The sequence below is a fragment of the Pseudomonas sp. TE3-3-F2023 genome, from assembly GCF_036784815.1.
Classification (GTDB): Bacteria; Pseudomonadota; Gammaproteobacteria; order Pseudomonadales; family Pseudomonadaceae; genus Aquipseudomonas; species Aquipseudomonas pudica.
The window spans coordinates 1,758,266-1,776,611 of sequence record NZ_CP145113.1 but is presented as its reverse complement, the minus strand read 5'-3'; the positions used below and the strand labels follow the sequence as shown (position 1 = coordinate 1,776,611).

The window sequence follows — 18,346 nt, the reverse complement described above, 5'->3', positions numbered from 1 at the left end:
ATTACACCCGCTCAAACGATTCGACACGTGCGCCGGCAGGCAGAGCACCTGCTTTGGCCAGCGCTTTCATGCGCTCGCCTTCGATGCGCGCCACTTCTTCGGCCGGAACCATGTAGCCCTGGTCGTCACGCGCAGCGTGGCGAACGAAGACAGCGATGGTTGCAACCAGGCTCGCGCCAACCAGCCACCAGATGTGCCAGATGAAGGCGAAGCCGAAGACGGTCAGGAACAGGCCCATGAACAAACCGGTGGAGGTGTTGCTCGGCATGTGGATCGCTTCGTACTTGGCTGCAGGCTTGTAGGCGACGCCGGCTTCCTTGGCTTCGTGCCAGGCATCCAGGCCAACCTTCTCAGGCATGTGGGCGAAGTTGTAGAACGGAGGTGGCGACGAAGTCGACCATTCCAGGGTACGGCCGCCCCATGGGTCGCCGGTCACGTCCAGGTTCTGGTTGCGGTCGCGAACCGATACGTACAGCTGGATCAGCTGGCAGGCGATACCGAACAGGATCAGCACAGCGCCGACAACGGCTACGTACAGGTAGGGTTCCCACAGTGGGTTGTCGGAGTGGTTCAGACGACGGGTCATGCCCATGAAGCCCAGGGCGTACAGCGGCATGAACGCTACGTAGAAGCCCGAGATCCAGAACCAGAAGGCAGCCTTGCCCCACTTCTCGTTCAGGGTGAAACCGAAGGCTTTCGGGAACCAGTAGGCGAAGCCGGCGATGTAGCCGAATACCGCACCACCGATGATCACGTTGTGGAAGTGAGCAATTACGAACAGGCTGTTGTGCAGCACGAAGTCAGCACCTGGAACAGCCAGCAGAACACCAGTCATGCCACCGATGGAGAAGGTGATCATGAAGCCCAGGGTCCACATGATCGGCGCGGTGAAGCGCAGACGGCCCTGGTAGATGGTGAACAGCCAGTTGAACAGCTTCACACCGGTCGGAATGGAGATCAGCATCGTCGCCAGGCCGAAGAAGGTGTTGACGCTGGCGCCGGCACCCATGGTGAAGAAGTGGTGCAGCCATACGGCGAAGCCCAGCACGGCGATGGCGCCCGATGCGTAGATCATCGAGTGGTGGCCGAACAGACGCTTGCCTGCGAAGGTGGAGGTAACTTCCGAGAACACACCGAAGGCCGGCAGGATCAGGATGTACACCTCAGGGTGACCCCACGCCCAGAACAGGTTGACGTACATCATCGGGTTCCCACCAAGCTCGTTGGTGAAGATGTGGAAGTCCAGATAACGGTCAACAGTCAGCAGAGCGAGTGCAGCGGTCAGGATCGGGAAGGAAGCCACGATCAGCACGTTGGCCCAGGTGCAGGTCCAGGTGAAGATCGGCATGTCCATCAGCTTCATGCCAGGTGCGCGCATCTTCATCACGGTGACGAGGAAGTTCACGCCGGTAAGCGTCGTACCCAGGCCTGAGAGCTGTAGCGCCCAGATGTAGTAGTCGACACCCACCCCAGGGCTGTACTGAATGCCCGCGAGCGGCGGATAGGCAACCCAGCCGGTCTTGGCGAATTCACCAACGCCCAGCGAGATGTTGACCAGCAGCACGCCTGCCAGCAGCAGGTAGAAGCTCAGGGAGTTCAGGAACGGGAAGGCAACGTCACGTGCACCGATCTGCAGAGGAACCGCCAGGTTCATCAGGCCGGTGAAGAACGGCATCGCCATGAAGATGATCATGATCACACCGTGAGCGGTGAAGATCTGGTCATAGTGTTCAGGCGGCAGGTAGCCTTCGGAGCCACCGGTAGCGGCAGCCAGCTGGGTACGCATCATGATGGCGTCGGCAAAGCCGCGCAGCAGCATGACCATCGCGACGATGATGTACATCACCCCGATTTTCTTGTGATCGACAGTCGTCAACCACTCGCTCCACAAGTAGGTCCACTTGCGGAAGTAGGTGATAGCACCGACGACAGCGATACCACCGAGCGCGATCATGGCAAGCGTCACCATGACTATCGGCTCGTGATAGGGTATCGCCTCCAGGCTTAGTTTACCGAACATCTCTTACTCCTCTGCACCGGCAGCTGGTTGCATACTCGATTCCACACCCTTGGTAGTGGCCAGATCTTTGCTGCCTGCTTCTTCGTGGCTCGGACGACCGCGGTTCATGCCTTCGTACTTGTCGACGATCAGCTGGAACTGGTCAGGCGAAGCCTCGCTATACAGCGCGACTGGGTTGTTTTCGCTTGGTTTGGCCAAGGCTTCGTATTCGGCCTTGTCCAGCTTCTTCGGCGACTGCTTGACCTCGGCGACCCACTTGTCGAAGTCTTCCTGAGAGGTGGCAGTAGCCTTGAATTTCATGCCGGTGAAGCCAGCACCGCTGTAGTTGGCGCTGATACCGTCGAACTCGCCGTTTTCGTTGGCGATCAGGTGCAGCTTGGTGGTCATGCCGGCCATGGCGTAGATCTGGCCGCCCAGGCCCGGGATGAAGAACGAGTTCATCACGGCGTCGGAAGTGACGCGGAAGTTGACCGGAGTGTTAGCCGGGAAGACGATCTTGTTGACCGTGGCAATGCCCTGCTCCGGGTAGATGAACAGCCACTTCCAGTCCAGCGCGACCACGTCGATCTGCACCGGCTTCACATCGGAATCCAGCGGACGGTACGGGTCCAGCTTGTGGGTGGAGTGGTAGGTGAAGTAGCCCAGGGCGATGATGATCAGGATCGGGATGATCCACACCGCGGCTTCGATCTTGGTCGAGTGCGACCAGTCAGGGGTGTAGGTGGCAGCCTTGTTGGAAGCACGGTACTTCCAGGCGAAAACCACGGTCATGATAATGACAGGAATCACCACCAGCAGCATCAGGCCGGTAGCGATCAGGATCAGGTTCTTTTGCTCAATGCCGACCTGACCTTTCGGGTCGAGCAGGGTCCAGTTGCACCCACTGAGTAAAAGCATGCCTAAAAAGGGCAATATGCCAAACAGTCTGGGGTAACGCTTTTTACTCATCTCACGACCTCTAGATCAGCTTGCTTCAATGCAATTTGTGTTTTGGTAGCCAACACTTCGTCCTGCCAAGTGCGGCATTTCGCGCCCGTACTCGCTCCTGCCCGGGGTCCGACTGAAGGACCTTGGCGTCAAGCGGGTTAGCGGTGCTTATGGTTTCGTAGGCAACAGGCCTGTACTTCAGACCAAGTCCATTTGGTGCGGGAAAACGCGGAGGGGGGTCCGCCCGGTATCGCCGTTGGGCGAAACTTGACGAAGTCAGCAAAAAGGAGCGCTGGGGCTTCCTTCAATCCTGCGACTTGCAAGCAGTGCCGAACGGAAATTGGGGGCGATTGTAGATAGGTCGCCAACCCTTGACTATGACTTATTGAGCAACAGTCCTTTACAGAATCTGCAACAATACTGCTCAAAAATTCAACTTCGCGACAGTTTGTCGCACCCCGCTTGATAGGCCCCAAAGCCGCATTCTGCAAGGCCTTCGGGTTGATCTGAATCAAGCGGTGGGCGAATTTTCCCTCTTCTCATGCGGCGTAAAAGACCCCATGCCATTCGGGACTTTTGTCTAAGCCTGGCGTCGGTTGCGGTAGATGCCGAGCGGAACCAGGACGGCCGTCAGGACGAACGCCACCAGCGCCCATTGCGCCAGCGACAGGCCGAGGATCGGCGGGTACGGCGTGCTGCAGAAGCCGTCGACCTGGAACACCAGCGGCCAGAGCTTGGCCAGCGGCAGGTCGTCCACGATCGGCTGCAGGGTGTCGATGCCGCAACTGACCATTGGGTTGGCGAGTATATACACATGGTTGCCGGCCGCAACGATTCCGCCAATGGCGCTGAGTACCACCAGGGCCTCGAAGAAGGTCAGGCTACGGCGCCCGGGCATCGCCGCGGCGATGAAGGCGAACACGGCGATGAACAACAGCGCATAACGTTGCAGGATGCACAGCGGGCATGGTGCCTCGCCCAGGACTATCTGCATGTAGAGGGCGCCGCCGATCAGCGAAATGCAGATCAGGCCCAACAGTACCAGAAAGCGCCGTTCCCGATTCAGGCGCGATGTTTGTTCGTTCATTGCCGGTTCCTTCGATGGATAGTGGCAGCGTGATCCGCCTGCCTGGCGCAAGTCTACACGCTGGGCAGGGCCTTTGAGCGTGCCGAGGAAGCGGCGTGATAGCGCTGCGCAGGGCTATCCGGTGTGGCTGAGACCGGTCGCAACGACGTCGGTTCAACGCCGGGCGGCAAAAAAAGCGGCTGCCCGGGTGCCGCGCAGGGGCAAGCCCCTCGACACCCGGGAGTGAAGGATACCGTGATTAAAGGAAGATTAAAGATGAAAGCTGCACAGCCGCTTTCATCTCTCCTTTATATATAGGGAGATAGTTGAGGTGCGGCCCAGCGGCCGGGATAACTATTCTGCAAGCCTGCACCGGTCTCTTCGGGGGCAGGCCCGCGAAGAGACCGGTGCAGGCACTACATCACTCCAGCGCAGCCGCCGGCCCGAAGAACTCGTAGCGGCTCTGCTGCTCTGGCACACCCAGGCCTTTCAGCTGGCGCTTGACCGCCGCCATGAAGCCCTTGGGCCCGAGGAAATAGGCATCCACGTCTCGCTCTTGCGGCAGCCATTCGCCGAGCAGGTCCTCACTCAGCAGGCCCACGGCATCAGCGGCGGCACCACCCTGCGGCTCTGCATAGCAGTAGAAGCGCTTGAGCTGCGGGTGACGCTTGGCCAGCTCGTCGATCCAGTCGCGGAAGGCATGCACGGCGCCGTTACGGGCGCAGTGAATGAAATGCACCTCACGCTGGGTTTGCAGTGCCGCCTGCAGCATTGGCAGGGTCGGGGTAATACCCACGCCACCGCTGATCAGCACCAGCGGCTTGTCGCTCGCTACCAGGGTGAAATCGCCAGCCGGCGGGAACAGCTGCAGGGTATCGCCCACCGCCAGCACATCGTGCAGGTAGTTGGAGACCTTGCCACCCGCCTCGCGCTTGACGCTGATGCGGTATTCCTTGCCGTCGCACAGTGCAGACAGGGAGTAGTTGCGGCGCTGCTCGGCGCCGTCGATGTCCAGCTTCAGGCCGATGTACTGGCCAGGCTCGGCCTTTAGCACCGGCTCGCCATCCACCGGGGCAAAGTAGAACGAAACGATCTCGCTGCTTTCCTGCTCACGGCGCACCAGGCGGAATTCGCGGGTACCGCGCCAGCCGCCTTCGGCTTCTTCCTTCTGCTTATAGAGGTTCTCTTCCGCGCCGATCAGGATATCGGCCAGCTGGCCATAGGCCGCGCCCCAGGCGTCGATCACCGCAGGGGTGGCGATCTCCTTGCCCAGCACTTCTTCGATGGCGCGCAGCAGGCAGCTGCCGACGATCGGGTAGTGCTCCGGCAGAATCTGCAGGGCAACGTGCTTGTTGATGATCTGGCCGACAAGGCCGCCAAGCTGCTCCAGCTGGTCGATGTGGCGGGCATACATCAGCACGCCGTTGGCCAGGGCGCGCGGTTGGTCACCGCTGGCCTGGTGGGCCTGATTGAACAGCGGGCGCACTTGCGGGTACTCGCTGAGCATCATCTTGTAGAAGTGAGTGGTCAGCGCTTCGCCACCGCTTTCCAGCAGGGGGACAGTGGCCTTGATGATTGCACGTTGTTCGGCATTGAGCATTGCAACAACTCCTGAGCCTGTGGCTTCAAATGACTGCTCGAGCTGTTACATCAATCGTGCCAACATTTATCTCCAGCAAAATCAGTGGGTTGACGCAGGCCATGTCAAAACGACCCACTTCGACGTATAGTCATATCGACTCACAGGAGTCCATATGACCACGAAGCCTCTGCTCACCACCCTGCTGCCCCTGGTTAGCGACCTTTCCCGCGACCTGCCCGACCAGGAGCGCTATCGCCGCCTGTTGCAGGCCATGCGTGGGCTACTGCCCTGCGATGCCGCCGCTTTGCTGCGCCTGGACGGCGAGTGGCTGGTGCCGCTGGCAGTGGACGGCCTGAGCCCCGATACCCTGGGCCGGCGCTTCCGGGTCAGCGAGCACCCACGCTTCCAGATACTGCTCAGCAGCGCGGAACCAACCCGCTTCGCCAGCGACTCGGAGCTGCCCGACCCTTACGACGGCCTGGTCAACGCCCCCGATGCCAACCTGGAAGTACATGACTGCATGGGCTGCCCGTTGATGGTCGATGAGCGCCCTTGGGGCCTGGTTACCCTCGATGCCCTCACCCCCGGGCAATTCCAGAGCCTGGAGCTGGGTGCCCTGCAGGCCTTCGCCAGCCTGGCCGCCGCCACGGTCACCGTGGCCGAGCGCATCGAGCACCTGGCCCTGCGCGCGGAAGACGAACACCACCGCGCGGAGATCTACCGCCAGGCCAGCGGCCAGGACAAAGAGCTGATTGGTCAGAGCCCCGCGCACAAGCGCCTGGTGGAGGAAATCCGCCTGGTCGGTGGCAGCGACCTGACCGTGCTTATCACCGGTGAAACCGGTGTCGGCAAGGAGTTGGTGGCCCAGGCCCTGCACCAGGCCAGCAACCGCGCCGACAAACCGCTGGTCAGCCTCAACTGTGCCGCCCTGCCCGATACCCTGGTGGAAAGCGAACTGTTCGGCCATGTGCGCGGTGCCTTCACCGGTGCCCATGGCGAGCGCCGCGGCAAGTTCGAACTGGCCAATGGCGGCACCTTGTTCCTCGACGAAGTCGGTGAGCTGCCATTGACGGTGCAAGCCAAGCTGTTGCGCGTGCTGCAGAGCGGCCAGTTGCAGCGCCTGGGCTCGGACCGCGAACACCGGGTGGATGTGCGCCTGATAGCAGCCACCAACCGCGACCTGGCAGCAGAAGTACGCAATGGCAATTTCCGCGCCGACTTCTACCACCGCCTCAGCGTATATCCGCTGCATGTGCCGCCGTTGCGCGAACGTGGGCGCGATGTGCTGCTACTGGCCGGCTATTTCCTCGAACAGAACCGATCGCGCCTGGGCCTGAACAGCCTGCGCCTGAGCAGCGAGGCCCAGGCCGCGCTGCTGGCCTACGACTGGCCAGGCAACGTGCGTGAACTGGAACACCTGATCGGCCGCTCGGCGCTCAAGGCGCTGGGCCAACATTCCGACAGGCCACGCATCCTCACCCTGGAAGCCATCGACCTGGACCTGCGCGCAACGGCAACGCCCGGCACCCCGCCCTCCCCTGCCGCGCCCTCGCCAGCAGCGCCGCAACCCGAGGGGGGGCTGCGTGAAGCTGTCGACAACTACCAGCGCCAGGTGATCGAGGCCTGCCTGCAGCGGCACGGAGAAAACTGGGCAGCGGCTGCCCGGGAACTCGGCCTGGACCGCGCCAACCTTAGTCGCCTGGCTCGTCGGCTGGGTCTGCGCTGATTGATACCTGTGGGAGCGGCTTTAGCCGCGAAGAATCCAAGCGGTGCATGGAACCGGCTGCGCCGGTGTTCGCGGCTAAAGCCCACAGGGTCCGGAGCATTCCCTGGCTCGGTGCAAAATGACTAAAGCCAAGCCCGAACAGGCCGATAACCGGTTATCCCCTGTTCCCCACGAAGGTCACCATGGCCACGCAAAATGCCCGCGCGGATTCGCTGTCCCTGCTGCTGTTCACCCTGCGCAGCGGCAAGTTGATGGCAATCAACCTGCTAAAGGTCAGCGAGATAATCCCCTGCCCGCCGCTGACCAAACTGCCCGAATCGCATCCCCACGTGAAAGGCGTGGCGACCCTGCGCGGCAATTCGCTGTCGGTCATCGACCTGTCCCGGGCCATTGGCGAACGGCCGCTGGCCGACCCGGACGGCGGCTGCCTGATCGTCACCGAGATCAGCCGCTCACGCCAGGGCCTGCATGTACAAGCGGTCAGCCGCATCGTGCATTGCCTGAGCACCGACATCAAACCGCCACCCTACGGCTCGGGTAGCCGCTCGTTCATCACCGGCGTGACCCGGGTCGACAACACCCTGGTGCAGGTGCTGGACATCGAAAAAGTCATCCACGCCATCGCCCCGCCGGTGCCCGAGCAGCCTCACGGCAACTTGAGCGAGGAAGACGCCAGCCTGCTGGCCGCCGCCAACATCCTGGTGGTGGACGACAGCCAGGTGGCCCTGCAGCAGTCGGTGCACACCCTGCGCAACCTCGGCATCGAATGCCACACCGCGCGCAGCGCCAAGGACGCCATCAACGTGTTGCTTGAACTGCAAGGCACCGCGCAGGAAATCAACGTGATCGTCTCCGACATCGAAATGAGCGAAATGGACGGCTACGCCTTCACTCGCACCCTGCGCGAAACCCCCGACTTCCAGCACCTTTACATACTGCTGCACACCTCTCTGGACAGCGCCATGAGCAGCGAAAAGGCGACCCAGGCCGGGGCCAATGCCATCCTCACCAAATTCTCCTCGCCGGAGCTGACCGATTGTCTGGTGGTGGCGGCGCGCGCTGTGGTGTTCGCCGAGCGTTGATATATTCGGAGACAAACTCCCCGGCTTACCGCCGGGGTCGAGTCGGGCATAATTCGCGCCCCTCGCAAGTAACTTGCCGGAATCGCGTATGAAGTTTCTTAGCTCTATCCTGATCAGTTGCGCCCTCTTCAGCGGTATCGCCCAAGCCTCCAGCAGCCAGGCCTGGAACGAGCAGCGCCAGCAGATGCTCAAGGCTTGCCTGGCCGCCAGCCAGTTCAAGGATGCCCACGCCCGAAGCAAGCCCGCCGAGTTCGATGACCAGATTGGCATGAGCGCCCTGCTGATCGAAGGTGTCTACCCCCAGAAGCACATGCAGCAGCGCACCGGCACCGAGCTGTGCCTGTACGACCGCCAGCACCAGCGCGCCTTTGTCAGCGAGTGGAGCCCGGAGGTCAAGTGACCGACAGCCTGCGTTTCGCCTGTACCGGCTGCGGCAAGTGCTGTACCGGCCACCACGTGCCCTTGACCCTGGCGGAAGCGCGCCGCTGGGCGGACAACGACGGCCAGGTGGTGGTGCTGATCGAAGCTTTCGTGGCAGACGGCCCCGGCATGCCGGTAGAACAGCGTGATCATGTGCTGCGTCGTTCCCACCCCGTGCCCTGTGGCGAAGGCGAGGCGCGCGTATCGGTGACCTTTGCCGCCTTCAACCCCGGGCGCTGCCGCAACCTCGACGACAACGACCTGTGCACTATCTATGACCAGCGCCCGCTGGTCTGTCGCATCTACCCGGTGGAAATAAACCCGCATATCCCGCTGCGGCCAGGCAGCAAGGACTGCCCGCCGGAAGCCTGGCAACAGGGGCCGGAGCTGATTCACGGCACGCAACTGGTCGATGCCGGGCTGGAGGCGCTGGTGCAGGCCTCGCGCCAGGCCGACCGCGATGACATCGCCGCCAAGGTGGCGGTGTGCCAGGCGCTGGGCATGACCACCAGTGCGCTCAAGGGCAACGGGTTTACTGCCTATCTGCCAGACATGGGCGCGTTCAGTGCGGCCCTGGCCCAGGTACCGGAGGTTGGTCGGGCACAGTGGGCGCTGCATGTGGAGGACGCGGCGCTGGTGGCGAGTTTGCGGGAACATGGTTTGCGCACCACCAACGAGCCCCCGGTGTATTACGCCTTCATCAGCTTCTAGCTATGCCCTTGCAGGGCAACTGCCTTGCTCAAGAACCAAAGCCTGCCGTGGTCCCTGTGGGAGCGGGCGTGCCCGCGAACACCGGCGCAGCCGGTGCCATCCACCGCGTTGTATTCTTCGCGGGCATGCCCGCTCCCACAGGGGTCGCAGTTCGCATGCCAGATGTGTGATGGTGGTGCAGGCAAAACTGACAGCGCTGTCAGCCAGCGGTCACGCTGCCGACCCGGTTCGGGGGCTATAAGTTTGAATACAGACAACCATTCCCATCCCCTCTGGCCAAGGTGCCCGCGCCGATGCGACGTCCGTCCCGCCCTGTCATCCTCGCCGCCCTGGCGCTCCTGGTCCTGGCGGTAGCGGGTATCTGGTTCGGCCAGCGCCAGCCAGTACCTGCCGCCCGTGCACAAACCGCCATCCCGGTGCGCGTGGTCAGTGTCGTGCAGCAGAACGTGCCGCGCTACGCCAGCGCCATCGGCTCGGTGCTGTCGCTGCACAGCGTCGAAGTGCGGCCGCAAGTGGAGGGGGTACTGACCCAGGTGCTGGTCAAGGAAGGCCAGTGGGTGAAGAAAGGCGACCTGCTGGCCACCCTCGACGACCGAGCCATCCGGGCCAGCCTCGACCAGGCCCGCGCCGAACTCGGCCAGAGCCAGGCGCAGATCCAGGTAGCTGACGTCGACCTGCAGCGCTACCGCCTGTTGAGTACCGACGACGGCGTGTCGAAGCAGACCCTCGACCAGCAGCAGGCCTTGGTCAACCGCCTGCAAGCCACGGTCAAGGGCAACCGGGCGGCCATCACCAATGCCGAGGTGCAATTGTCGTACACGCAGATCCGCTCGCCAGTGACCGGCCGGGTGGGTATTCGCAACGTCGACCCCGGCAACCTGGTGCGTACCAGCGATACCCGCAGCCTGTTCAGCGTCACCCAGATCGATCCGATCGCCGTCGAATTCTCCCTGCCGCAGCAGATGCTGCCAACCCTGCAAAGCCTGCTTAAGGCGCCCACCCCGGCACTGGTTCAGGCCTACATGGATGCCGACGGCGAACGCAGCCTGCTCGGTGAAGGCCACCTGGCACTGATTGACAACCAGATCTCCGCCACCACCGGCACCGTGCGGGTAAAAGCCGAGTTCGACAACAAGGACGGCCGCCTGTGGCCGGGCCAGTTGGTCACCATCCGCCTGCGCACCGCCGTGGAGGAAAACGCCCTGGTAGTGCCACCGCCAGTGGTACAGCGCGGCGTCGATGGGCATTTCGTCTACCGCCTGGACGGTGACAAGGTCACCAGTGTGCCGGTCAAGGTGTTGTACCAGGACAGCGGGCTTAATGTCATCGCCGGGGTCAAGCCGGGCGAGCGCCTGGTGCTCGATGGCCAGTCGCGGCTCAAGCCCGGTTCGCGGGTCGAGGTGGCCCCCGACGCCCCCGCGCCGTCAGAAATAGCCGACCGCCGGAGCCAGCCATGAACACGCGCAACGGTGTTTCGGCCTGGTGCATCGATCACCCCATCGCCACCCTGCTGCTGACCTTCGCCCTGGTGCTGCTGGGGGCCATCGCCTTCCCGCGCTTGCCGGTTGCACCGCTGCCGGAAGCCGACTTCCCGACCATCCAGGTCACCGCCCAGCTGCCAGGCGCCAGCCCGGAAACCATGGCCTCGTCGGTGGCCACGCCGCTGGAAGTGCAGTTCAGCGCAATCCCCGGCATGACCCAGATGACCAGCAGCAGCGCACTGGGCTCAACCAACCTGATCCTGCAGTTCACGCTCGACAAGAACATCGACACCGCCGCCCAGGAAGTGCAGGCGGCCATCAACACCGCCACTGCGCGCCTGCCGCAAGACCTGCCCAACCCGCCGACCTGGCGCAAGGTCAACCCGGCCGACAGCCCGGTACTGGTGCTGACGGTCAGCTCCAGCCAGATGCCTGGCAACGACCTCAGCGACTACGCAGAAACCCTGCTCGCGCGCCAACTGAGCCAGATTGACGGGGTCGGCCTGATCAACATCACCGGGCAACAACGCCCGGCGATCCGCGTGCAGGCGCAACCCGAGAAACTGGCCGCCATCGGCCTGACACTGGCCGACCTGCGCCAAGCCATCCAACAGACCAGCCTGAACCTGGCCAAGGGCGCGCTGTACGGCGAACACAGCGTGTCGACCATCGCCGCCAACGACCAGTTGTTCCACCCCGACGACTACGCCCAGCTGATCGTCTCCTACCGTGACGGTGCACCGGTGCATCTGAAGGACGTGGCCAAGGTGATCAATGGCGCCGAGAACGCCTACGTCAAAGCCTGGTCCGGCGACCAACCCGGGCTGAACCTGGTGATTTTCCGCCAGCCTGGCGCCAACATCGTCGATACCGTGGACCGGGTTCTGGCTGCCCTGCCCAAACTGCAGGAGATGCTGCCGGCCTCGGTCGAAGTGTCAGTGCTGCAGGACCGAACCCAGACCATCCGCGCCTCGCTGCATGAAGTGGAGCTGACCCTGATGATCGCCGTGGCCCTGGTGATCGGGGTAATGGCGCTGTTCCTGCGCCAGTGGTCTGCGACCCTGGTGGTGTCCAGCGTGCTCGGCGTATCGCTGATCGCCAGTTGCGCGCTGATGTACATCTTCGGCTTCAGCCTGAACAACCTGACGCTGGTAGCCATCGTCATCTCGGTGGGCTTCGTGGTCGACGATGCCATCGTCGTGGTGGAGAACATCCACCGCCACCTGGAGGCCGGCGACGACAGCCGCACAGCGGCGCTCAAGGGCGCCGGGGAAATCGGCTTCACCGTGGTGTCGATCAGTTTTTCGCTGATCGCCGCGTTCATCCCCCTGCTATTCATGGGCGGCGTGGTCGGCCGGCTGTTCAAGGAGTTCGCCCTTACCGCCACCGCCACCATCCTGATTTCGGTGGTGGTTTCGCTGACCCTGGCGCCAACCCTGTGCGCACTGTTCATGCGTCGCCCGCCCGGAGAGCACAAGGGTGGCTTTGGGGAGCGGCTGGTCGGGTGGTACGAAAAGGGCCTGGACCACGCCCTCGCCCACCAGCGCCTGACCCTCGGCGTGTTCGGCCTGACCCTGGCCCTGGCGGTGGGCGGTTACGTGGGTATCCCAAAAGGCTTTTTCCCGCTGCAGGACACCGGCTTCATCCTCGGCACCAGCGAGGCGGCGGCGGATGTGTCGTACCCGTCGATGATCGAGAAGCACCAGGCGCTGGCCAAAATCATCGAGGCCGACCCGGCGGTGCGCGCGTTCTCCCACTCGGTGGGCGTCACCGGCAGCAACCAGACCATCGCCAACGGCCGCTTCTGGATCGCCCTGAAGCCGCGTGGCGAACGCGATGTATCGGCCAGCGAACTGATCGACCGGCTGCGGCCCAAGCTGGCCCAGGTACCGGGCATCGTCCTGTACATGCGTGCCGGCCAGGACATCAACCTAAGCTCCGGCCCGTCGCGCACCCAGTACCAGTATGTGCTCAAGAGCAACGACGGCATGGCACTGAACCTGTGGACCCAGCGCCTGACCGAGCGCCTGCGGGAAAACCCGGCGTTTCGCGACCTGTCCAATGACCTGCAATTGGGTGCCAGCGTCACCCGCATCGATATCGACCGCCAGGCCGCGGCACGTTTCGGCCTGACCACCACCGACGTCGACCAGGCGTTGTACGACGCCTTCGGCCAGCGGCAGATCAGTGAATTCCAGACCGAGACCAACCAGTACAAGGTGATCCTCGAACTGGATGCCCGCCAGCGCGGCAAGGCCGAAAGCCTCAACTACTTCTACCTGCGCTCGCCGCTGACCAACGAGATGGTGCCGCTGTCGGCAGTGGCCCACGTGGCACCGCCCAGCACCGGGCCGCTGTCGATCAGCCACGACGGGCTGTTCCCGGCGGCCAACCTGTCGTTCAACCTGGCCCCGGGCGTGGCCTTGGGCGATGCCGTGACCATCCTCGAGCGCACCCAGCGCGAGCTGGGCATGCCCGACTCCATCAGCGGCAACTTCCAGGGCGCGGCCCAGGCCTTCCAGAGCTCGCTGTCGAGCCAGCCGTGGCTGATCCTGGCAGCGCTGGTGGCGGTGTACATCATCCTCGGCGTGCTGTACGAAAGCTTCGTCCACCCGCTGACGATCATCTCCACCCTGCCCTCGGCCGGCCTCGGCGCACTGATCCTGTTGTGGGCCATGGGCCAGGACTTCAGCATCATGGGGCTGATCGGCGTGGTGCTGCTGATCGGCATCGTCAAGAAAAACGGCATCCTGCTGATCGACTTCGCCCTCGAAGCCCAACGCCGCCAGGGCTTGACCCCGGAGCAGGCGATCCACCAGGCCTGCCTGACGCGCTTCCGGCCGATCATCATGACCACCCTGGCCGCCTTGCTCGGCGCGGTGCCGCTGATGTTCGGCTTCGGCACCGGCGCCGAACTGCGCCAGCCACTGGGCATCGCCGTGGTTGGCGGCCTGCTGGTGAGCCAGGCGCTGACGCTGTTCACCACCCCGGTCATATACTTGGCCCTGGAGCGCCTGTTCCACCGCCGCCGGGCCGCCCGTGCGGCGGCGCCCAGTGCCAGTTAGGACAAGACCATGCGTGTGCTGATCATCGAAGACGAAGAAAAAACCGCCGACTACCTGCATCGCGGCCTCAGCGAGCAGGGGTTTACCGTCGACCTTGCGCGGGACGGCATCGACGGCCTTCACCTGGCCCTGGAAGGTGACTACGCGGTGATCGTGCTGGATGTGATGCTGCCAGGCCTGGACGGTTATGGCGTGCTGCGCGCCCTGCGCGCGCGCAAGCAGACACCGGTAATCATGCTGACAGCCCGTGAACGGGTCGAAGACCGTATCCATGGCCTGCGCGAGGGTGCCGACGACTATCTGGGCAAGCCGTTTTCCTTCCTCGAACTGGTCGCCCGCCTGCAAGCCCTGACCCGCCGTAGCAGCAACCATGAACCACTGCAGGTGCAGGTAGGTGACCTGTGGATAGACCTGATGGCGCGCAAGGCCACACGCGCCGGCCAGCGCCTGGAGCTGACGGCCAAGGAGTTCTCGCTGCTCAGCGTGCTGGCCCGCAGGCAAGGTGAAATCCTGTCGAAGACGGCGATTGCCGAGCTGGTCTGGGACATCAATTTCGACAGCGATGCCAACGTCGTCGAAGTGGCGATCAAGCGCCTGCGCGCCAAGCTCGACGGGCCTTTCGACAACAAGTTGCTGCACACCATCCGAGGCATGGGCTATGTCCTGGAAAACCGTGCGGGGTAATTCCATCGCACTGCGCCTGTCGGCGCTGTTCATCCTGGTTGCGCTGGGCGTGTTCCTGCTGATCGGTTCGGCGCTGTACCGCCAGGTCGACCGCAGCCTCGACCTGTTGCCGCAGGCCGAGCTGGATGCGCGCTTCAGCGTGCTCGAGTCCACCCTCAACCGCTTCGGCACACCGGAGCACTGGGTCAAGATCAACAACAAGCTCAACCTGCTCAGTGAAGAGGACAAGCGTATTCGCTTCTGGGTGGTCAGCAGCAACCCGGCCTACGAATACGGGCACCCCAGCGAGCTGGTCCGCGCCTTCGCCGAAGGTGCGCAGGGCATGCGCGACCTGCGCCTGCCCGACCGGCCCTACCCTTACAAGGTGCTGGTCAGCGAATTGCCGGCCCTGGGCGAGCGGCCGCCGCTGCGCTTTCTGATCGGCATAGACACCGAAACTTTCTGGCAGGCCCAGCACAGCCTGCTGGTAGCGATTGTCGGGCTGGCGGTGCTCGGCGTGCTGCTGGCCTCGCTGCTGGGCTACTGGGTGGCGCGCATCGGCCTGCGCCCGCTGCTGGCGTTGTCCGTTGAGGCCCAGGCGCTGGCGCCACCGCGCCTGGACGGGCGCCTGCAGACTGAGAGCCTGGCACCGGAGCTGGCCCAATTCGCCGGCGCCTTCAATGCCGCACTGGACCGAGTCAGCCAGGCCTATACACGGCTCGAAGCCTTCAACGCCGACGTCGCCCACGAATTGCGCTCACCGCTGACCAACCTGATCGGCCAGACCCAGGTGGCGCTGACACGCGGACGCAGCGCCGAGCACTACTTCGAAGTGCTGCAATCGAACCTTGAGGAGCTGGAGCGCCTGCGCAGCATCATCAACGACATGTTGTTCCTGGCCAGTGCCGACCAAGGCAGCAAGGCCACGGCCCTGACCCAAGCCTCGCTGGCCGAGGAAGTGGCGACCACCCTCGATTACCTGGACTACATTCTCGAAGACGCGCAGGTCGGCGTGAGCGTGAGCGGCGATGCCCAGGCGCCCATCGAAAAGGCCCAACTGCGCCGGGCGCTGATCAACCTGCTGAACAACGCCGTGCAACACACCGCACCGCACCAGGTGATCAAGGTGCAGATCGATGCCGGGCCGGAGCAGGTCAGCATCGCCGTGAGCAACCCGGGGCCGGCGATCGACGATGAGCATCTACCGTTGCTGTTCGAACGCTTCTACCGGGTGGATGCGGCACGTAGCAACAGTGGTGGGGGTAACCATGGGTTGGGGTTGGCGATCGTCAAGGCGATTGCGCTGATGCATGGTGGGGAAGTGTTCGTGCGTAGTGCCGCTGGGTTCAATACATTCGGCATCCAGTTGCCCGTTCTGAGGCCTGGGCGGTCTCTGTAGGAGCGGCCTTGTGTCGCGAACGGGCTGCGTAGCAGCCCCCGGCAATTGTTGCTTTGGCACAAAACCTGGGGCCGCTTCGCGCCCCATCGCGACACAAGGCCGCTCCTACAAAGGGCTGCGGAAGTGCTCTAGGCTGCTGGTTTTCGGCGAAAGTCCAATTGCTTTTTCGAAGATAATTACCTTTTGCGCAACAGTGCTTATCGCGCTTCACTCTGTTTCAAGAGCTATGAAAGGACTAACTTTACCCCCGTCCTCATTAGCACTTGCACCGCAAGAAGGTAGTTTCAAATGTCCAACAGTATGGGTATTGCCAGCGTTTTCATCCTGTCTTCCCTGTTGTTGTCGCCCCTGGCCATGGCTGAAGAATCCAAGGCTTTCGTCACCCGTAATGCCGAGTTCGCCGCGGTCCACCAAGAGGCCCGCGAAACCGTAGCCGCGCAACAGGCAGACACCGCGAAAGACGCAAAACAGACAGCTTCCAAGATCTCTGTCGATGCCAATGCCGACAGCTGATAAAGCGCTCTCGCTGCTCCCGTTTTCCCTTGGCTACGCCATGGGCACCACCGGTGCCGATATGTTAGCCTTTTAAAGCCGCTGCCGATCAGCGGCTTTTTTTATGTGCTTCAACTATCAGCCGAGCTGTAACGTCCATTTAAAAAAAGACGCACATTCGAAAATAAAAACTGCCCCACCGCCAGACCCAAGGAGCTAGTAACGGTGCCTTCCGCGTTTCGTTTTACCCCGCTGTTCATTGCGTTGACTGCAACGATCCCTTTCGCCGCCCAGGCAGATGAAGACAAGGCTGATGGCTTCATCGAAGGCTCGTCCTTCAACCTGCATTTCCGTAATGCCTACTTCAACCGCGACAACCACAACGCCGGCGTGCGCGACACCCGCGAGTGGGGCCAGGGCGCGGTTGCACGCTTCGAGTCGGGCTACACCCCAGGTGTGGTCGGCTTTGGCCTGGACGCCCACGCCATGCTGGGCCTGAAGCTCGACGGTGGCGGCGGCCATGCTGGCACCAGCATCCTGCCTACTCACCAAAAGAACGAAGACGAACTGGGTGCTGCCCCGCACTCGTTCTCCACCGCCGGTGCCGCAGTCAAGCTCAAGGCGTTCGACACCGAGCTCAAAGCCGGTGACCTGTTCCTCACCAACCCAGTGATCGCTGGCGGCGAAACCCGCATGCTGCCGCAGACCTTCCGTGGTGTAAGCCTGACCAACACCAGCATCGACGGCCTGCTGCTCGAAGGCGGCCAGGTGAGCTTCACCAAGCCGTACAACCAGAGTGGCCACCGCCGCATCGACACCTATTACGGTTCGCTGGGCGAGCATGACAAGAGCAAGCACCTGAACTGGGCCGGCGCTTCGTGGAGCGGTACCCCTGACATCACCGCCAACCTGTATGCGGCCGAGCTGAAGGACATCTGGAACCAGTACTACGCCGATTTCGACTACACCTATGCGGTCAACGACCTGGTAAGCCTGAACCCGGGCGTGCACTTCTACCACACCCAGGACACCGGCCAGGCCTTGCTGGGCAAGATCGACAACAACACCTACAGCGTGCATTTCACCGTCAACGCCGGGTTCCACAGCGTCACCGCCGCCTACCAGCGGGTCAATGGCAACACGCCGTTCGATTACATCAACCTGGGCGACAGCATCTACCTGGACAACTCGCGCATGTACTCGGACTTCAACGCTCCGAACGAGCGCTCATGGAAGCTGCAGTACAACTATGACTTCGCTGGCGTGGGCATCCCTGGCCTGACCACGGTGCTGTCGTACTCGCGCGGTGAGGCCGACCTGACCAAAGCCGTCCAGGACACCACCCACTACGACTACTATCGCGCCGATGGCAAGAATGCCATGCACTGGGAGCGCGACCTGGACGTGAAGTATGTGTTCCAGGAGGGTGATCTGAAGGACCTGTCGGTGCTGGTGCGCTATGCCACCCACCGTGGCAGCCAGGGCTATGCATCGATCGACAGCAACAGCGACAACGATGAACTTCGCGTGATCGTGGATTACCCGTTGAACGTGTTCTGATCCAGGACCGGATGCGAGGGCTTCGCCCTCGTTTCGCCGGCAAGCCAGCTCCCACATCGACCGCATAGACCTCAAGCCTTGTGCGGTACTTGTGGGAGCTGGCTTGCCGGCGATGGGCTGCGCAACAGCCCCGGCGTGATTCCGTCGGACAA

Annotated in this window: 14 protein-coding genes; 10 read left to right on the top strand and 4 right to left on the bottom strand. The window is 62.8% G+C overall.

Going from position 1 to position 18,346, the window contains the following annotated elements; translation table 11 throughout:
- Position 1 precedes the first annotated feature (1 nt).
- From cyoB to hmpA, 4 genes are all read right to left on the bottom strand, one after another.
- Complete coding sequence (gene cyoB, locus V3314_RS08030) at positions 2 to 2,020, bottom strand: cytochrome o ubiquinol oxidase subunit I (protein WP_013970980.1); 2,019 nt, start codon at positions 2,018 to 2,020, stop codon at positions 2 to 4.
- Positions 2,021 to 2,023: 3 nt separating this feature from the next.
- Positions 2,024 to 2,968 carry a ubiquinol oxidase subunit II gene (gene cyoA, locus V3314_RS08025; RefSeq protein ID WP_046616069.1) on the bottom strand — a complete coding sequence of 315 codons (945 nt, stop codon included), beginning with the start codon at positions 2,966 to 2,968 and terminating at the stop codon, positions 2,024 to 2,026.
- 559 nt (positions 2,969 to 3,527) lie between these two features.
- Complete coding sequence (locus V3314_RS08020) at positions 3,528 to 4,034, bottom strand: disulfide bond formation protein B (RefSeq protein ID WP_039613829.1); 507 nt, start codon at positions 4,032 to 4,034, stop codon at positions 3,528 to 3,530.
- A 400-nt stretch (positions 4,035 to 4,434) separates the two neighbouring features.
- Positions 4,435 to 5,613, bottom strand: coding sequence for an NO-inducible flavohemoprotein (hmpA, locus tag V3314_RS08015; protein WP_046616068.1), 1,179 nt, complete (start codon positions 5,611 to 5,613; stop codon positions 4,435 to 4,437).
- A 154-nt stretch (positions 5,614 to 5,767) separates the two neighbouring features.
- On the opposite strand from hmpA, the gene norR reads away from it, so the two are divergent.
- The 10 genes from norR (at position 5,768) to V3314_RS07965 (ending at position 18,194) form a co-directional block, all read left to right on the top strand.
- Positions 5,768 to 7,321: a nitric oxide reductase transcriptional regulator NorR gene (norR, locus tag V3314_RS08010; protein WP_338460122.1), complete on the top strand. Its 1,554-nt coding sequence runs from the start codon at positions 5,768 to 5,770 to the stop codon at positions 7,319 to 7,321.
- A gap of 182 nt (positions 7,322 to 7,503) precedes the next feature.
- A complete protein-coding gene (locus tag V3314_RS08005; RefSeq protein WP_046616066.1) occupies positions 7,504 to 8,403 on the top strand; it encodes a chemotaxis protein in 900 nt (299 codons plus the stop codon).
- A gap of 88 nt (positions 8,404 to 8,491) precedes the next feature.
- Complete coding sequence (locus tag V3314_RS08000; protein ID WP_046616065.1) at positions 8,492 to 8,803, top strand: hypothetical protein; 312 nt, start codon at positions 8,492 to 8,494, stop codon at positions 8,801 to 8,803.
- Positions 8,800 to 9,534, top strand: a complete 735-nt coding sequence (locus V3314_RS07995; protein WP_338460121.1) for a YkgJ family cysteine cluster protein — start codon at positions 8,800 to 8,802, stop codon at positions 9,532 to 9,534. Before V3314_RS08000 ends, V3314_RS07995 begins: the two co-directional genes overlap by 4 nt.
- Positions 9,535 to 9,827: 293 nt before the next feature.
- On the top strand, positions 9,828 to 10,991 hold the full coding sequence (locus tag V3314_RS07990) for an efflux RND transporter periplasmic adaptor subunit (protein ID WP_338460119.1): 1,164 nt from the start codon (positions 9,828 to 9,830) through the stop codon (positions 10,989 to 10,991).
- A complete protein-coding gene (locus V3314_RS07985; RefSeq protein ID WP_338460117.1) occupies positions 10,988 to 14,080 on the top strand; it encodes a multidrug efflux RND transporter permease subunit in 3,093 nt (1,030 codons plus the stop codon). Before V3314_RS07990 ends, V3314_RS07985 begins: the two co-directional genes overlap by 4 nt.
- A gap of 9 nt (positions 14,081 to 14,089) precedes the next feature.
- Complete coding sequence (locus tag V3314_RS07980) at positions 14,090 to 14,764, top strand: heavy metal response regulator transcription factor (protein ID WP_025337735.1); 675 nt, start codon at positions 14,090 to 14,092, stop codon at positions 14,762 to 14,764.
- Positions 14,739 to 16,142 (top strand): heavy metal sensor histidine kinase, encoded by a 1,404-nt coding sequence (locus tag V3314_RS07975; RefSeq protein ID WP_046616061.1) that lies wholly within the window; start codon positions 14,739 to 14,741, stop codon positions 16,140 to 16,142. Before V3314_RS07980 ends, V3314_RS07975 begins: the two co-directional genes overlap by 26 nt.
- A gap of 288 nt (positions 16,143 to 16,430) precedes the next feature.
- Positions 16,431 to 16,655, top strand: a complete 225-nt coding sequence (locus V3314_RS07970) for a hypothetical protein (protein ID WP_046616060.1) — start codon at positions 16,431 to 16,433, stop codon at positions 16,653 to 16,655.
- A gap of 204 nt (positions 16,656 to 16,859) precedes the next feature.
- The gene (locus tag V3314_RS07965; RefSeq protein ID WP_046616059.1) at positions 16,860 to 18,194 is read left to right on the top strand and encodes an OprD family porin; all 1,335 of its coding nucleotides are present in this window, start codon (positions 16,860 to 16,862) and stop codon (positions 18,192 to 18,194) included.
- The last annotated feature ends 152 nt before the right edge of the window (positions 18,195 to 18,346 follow it).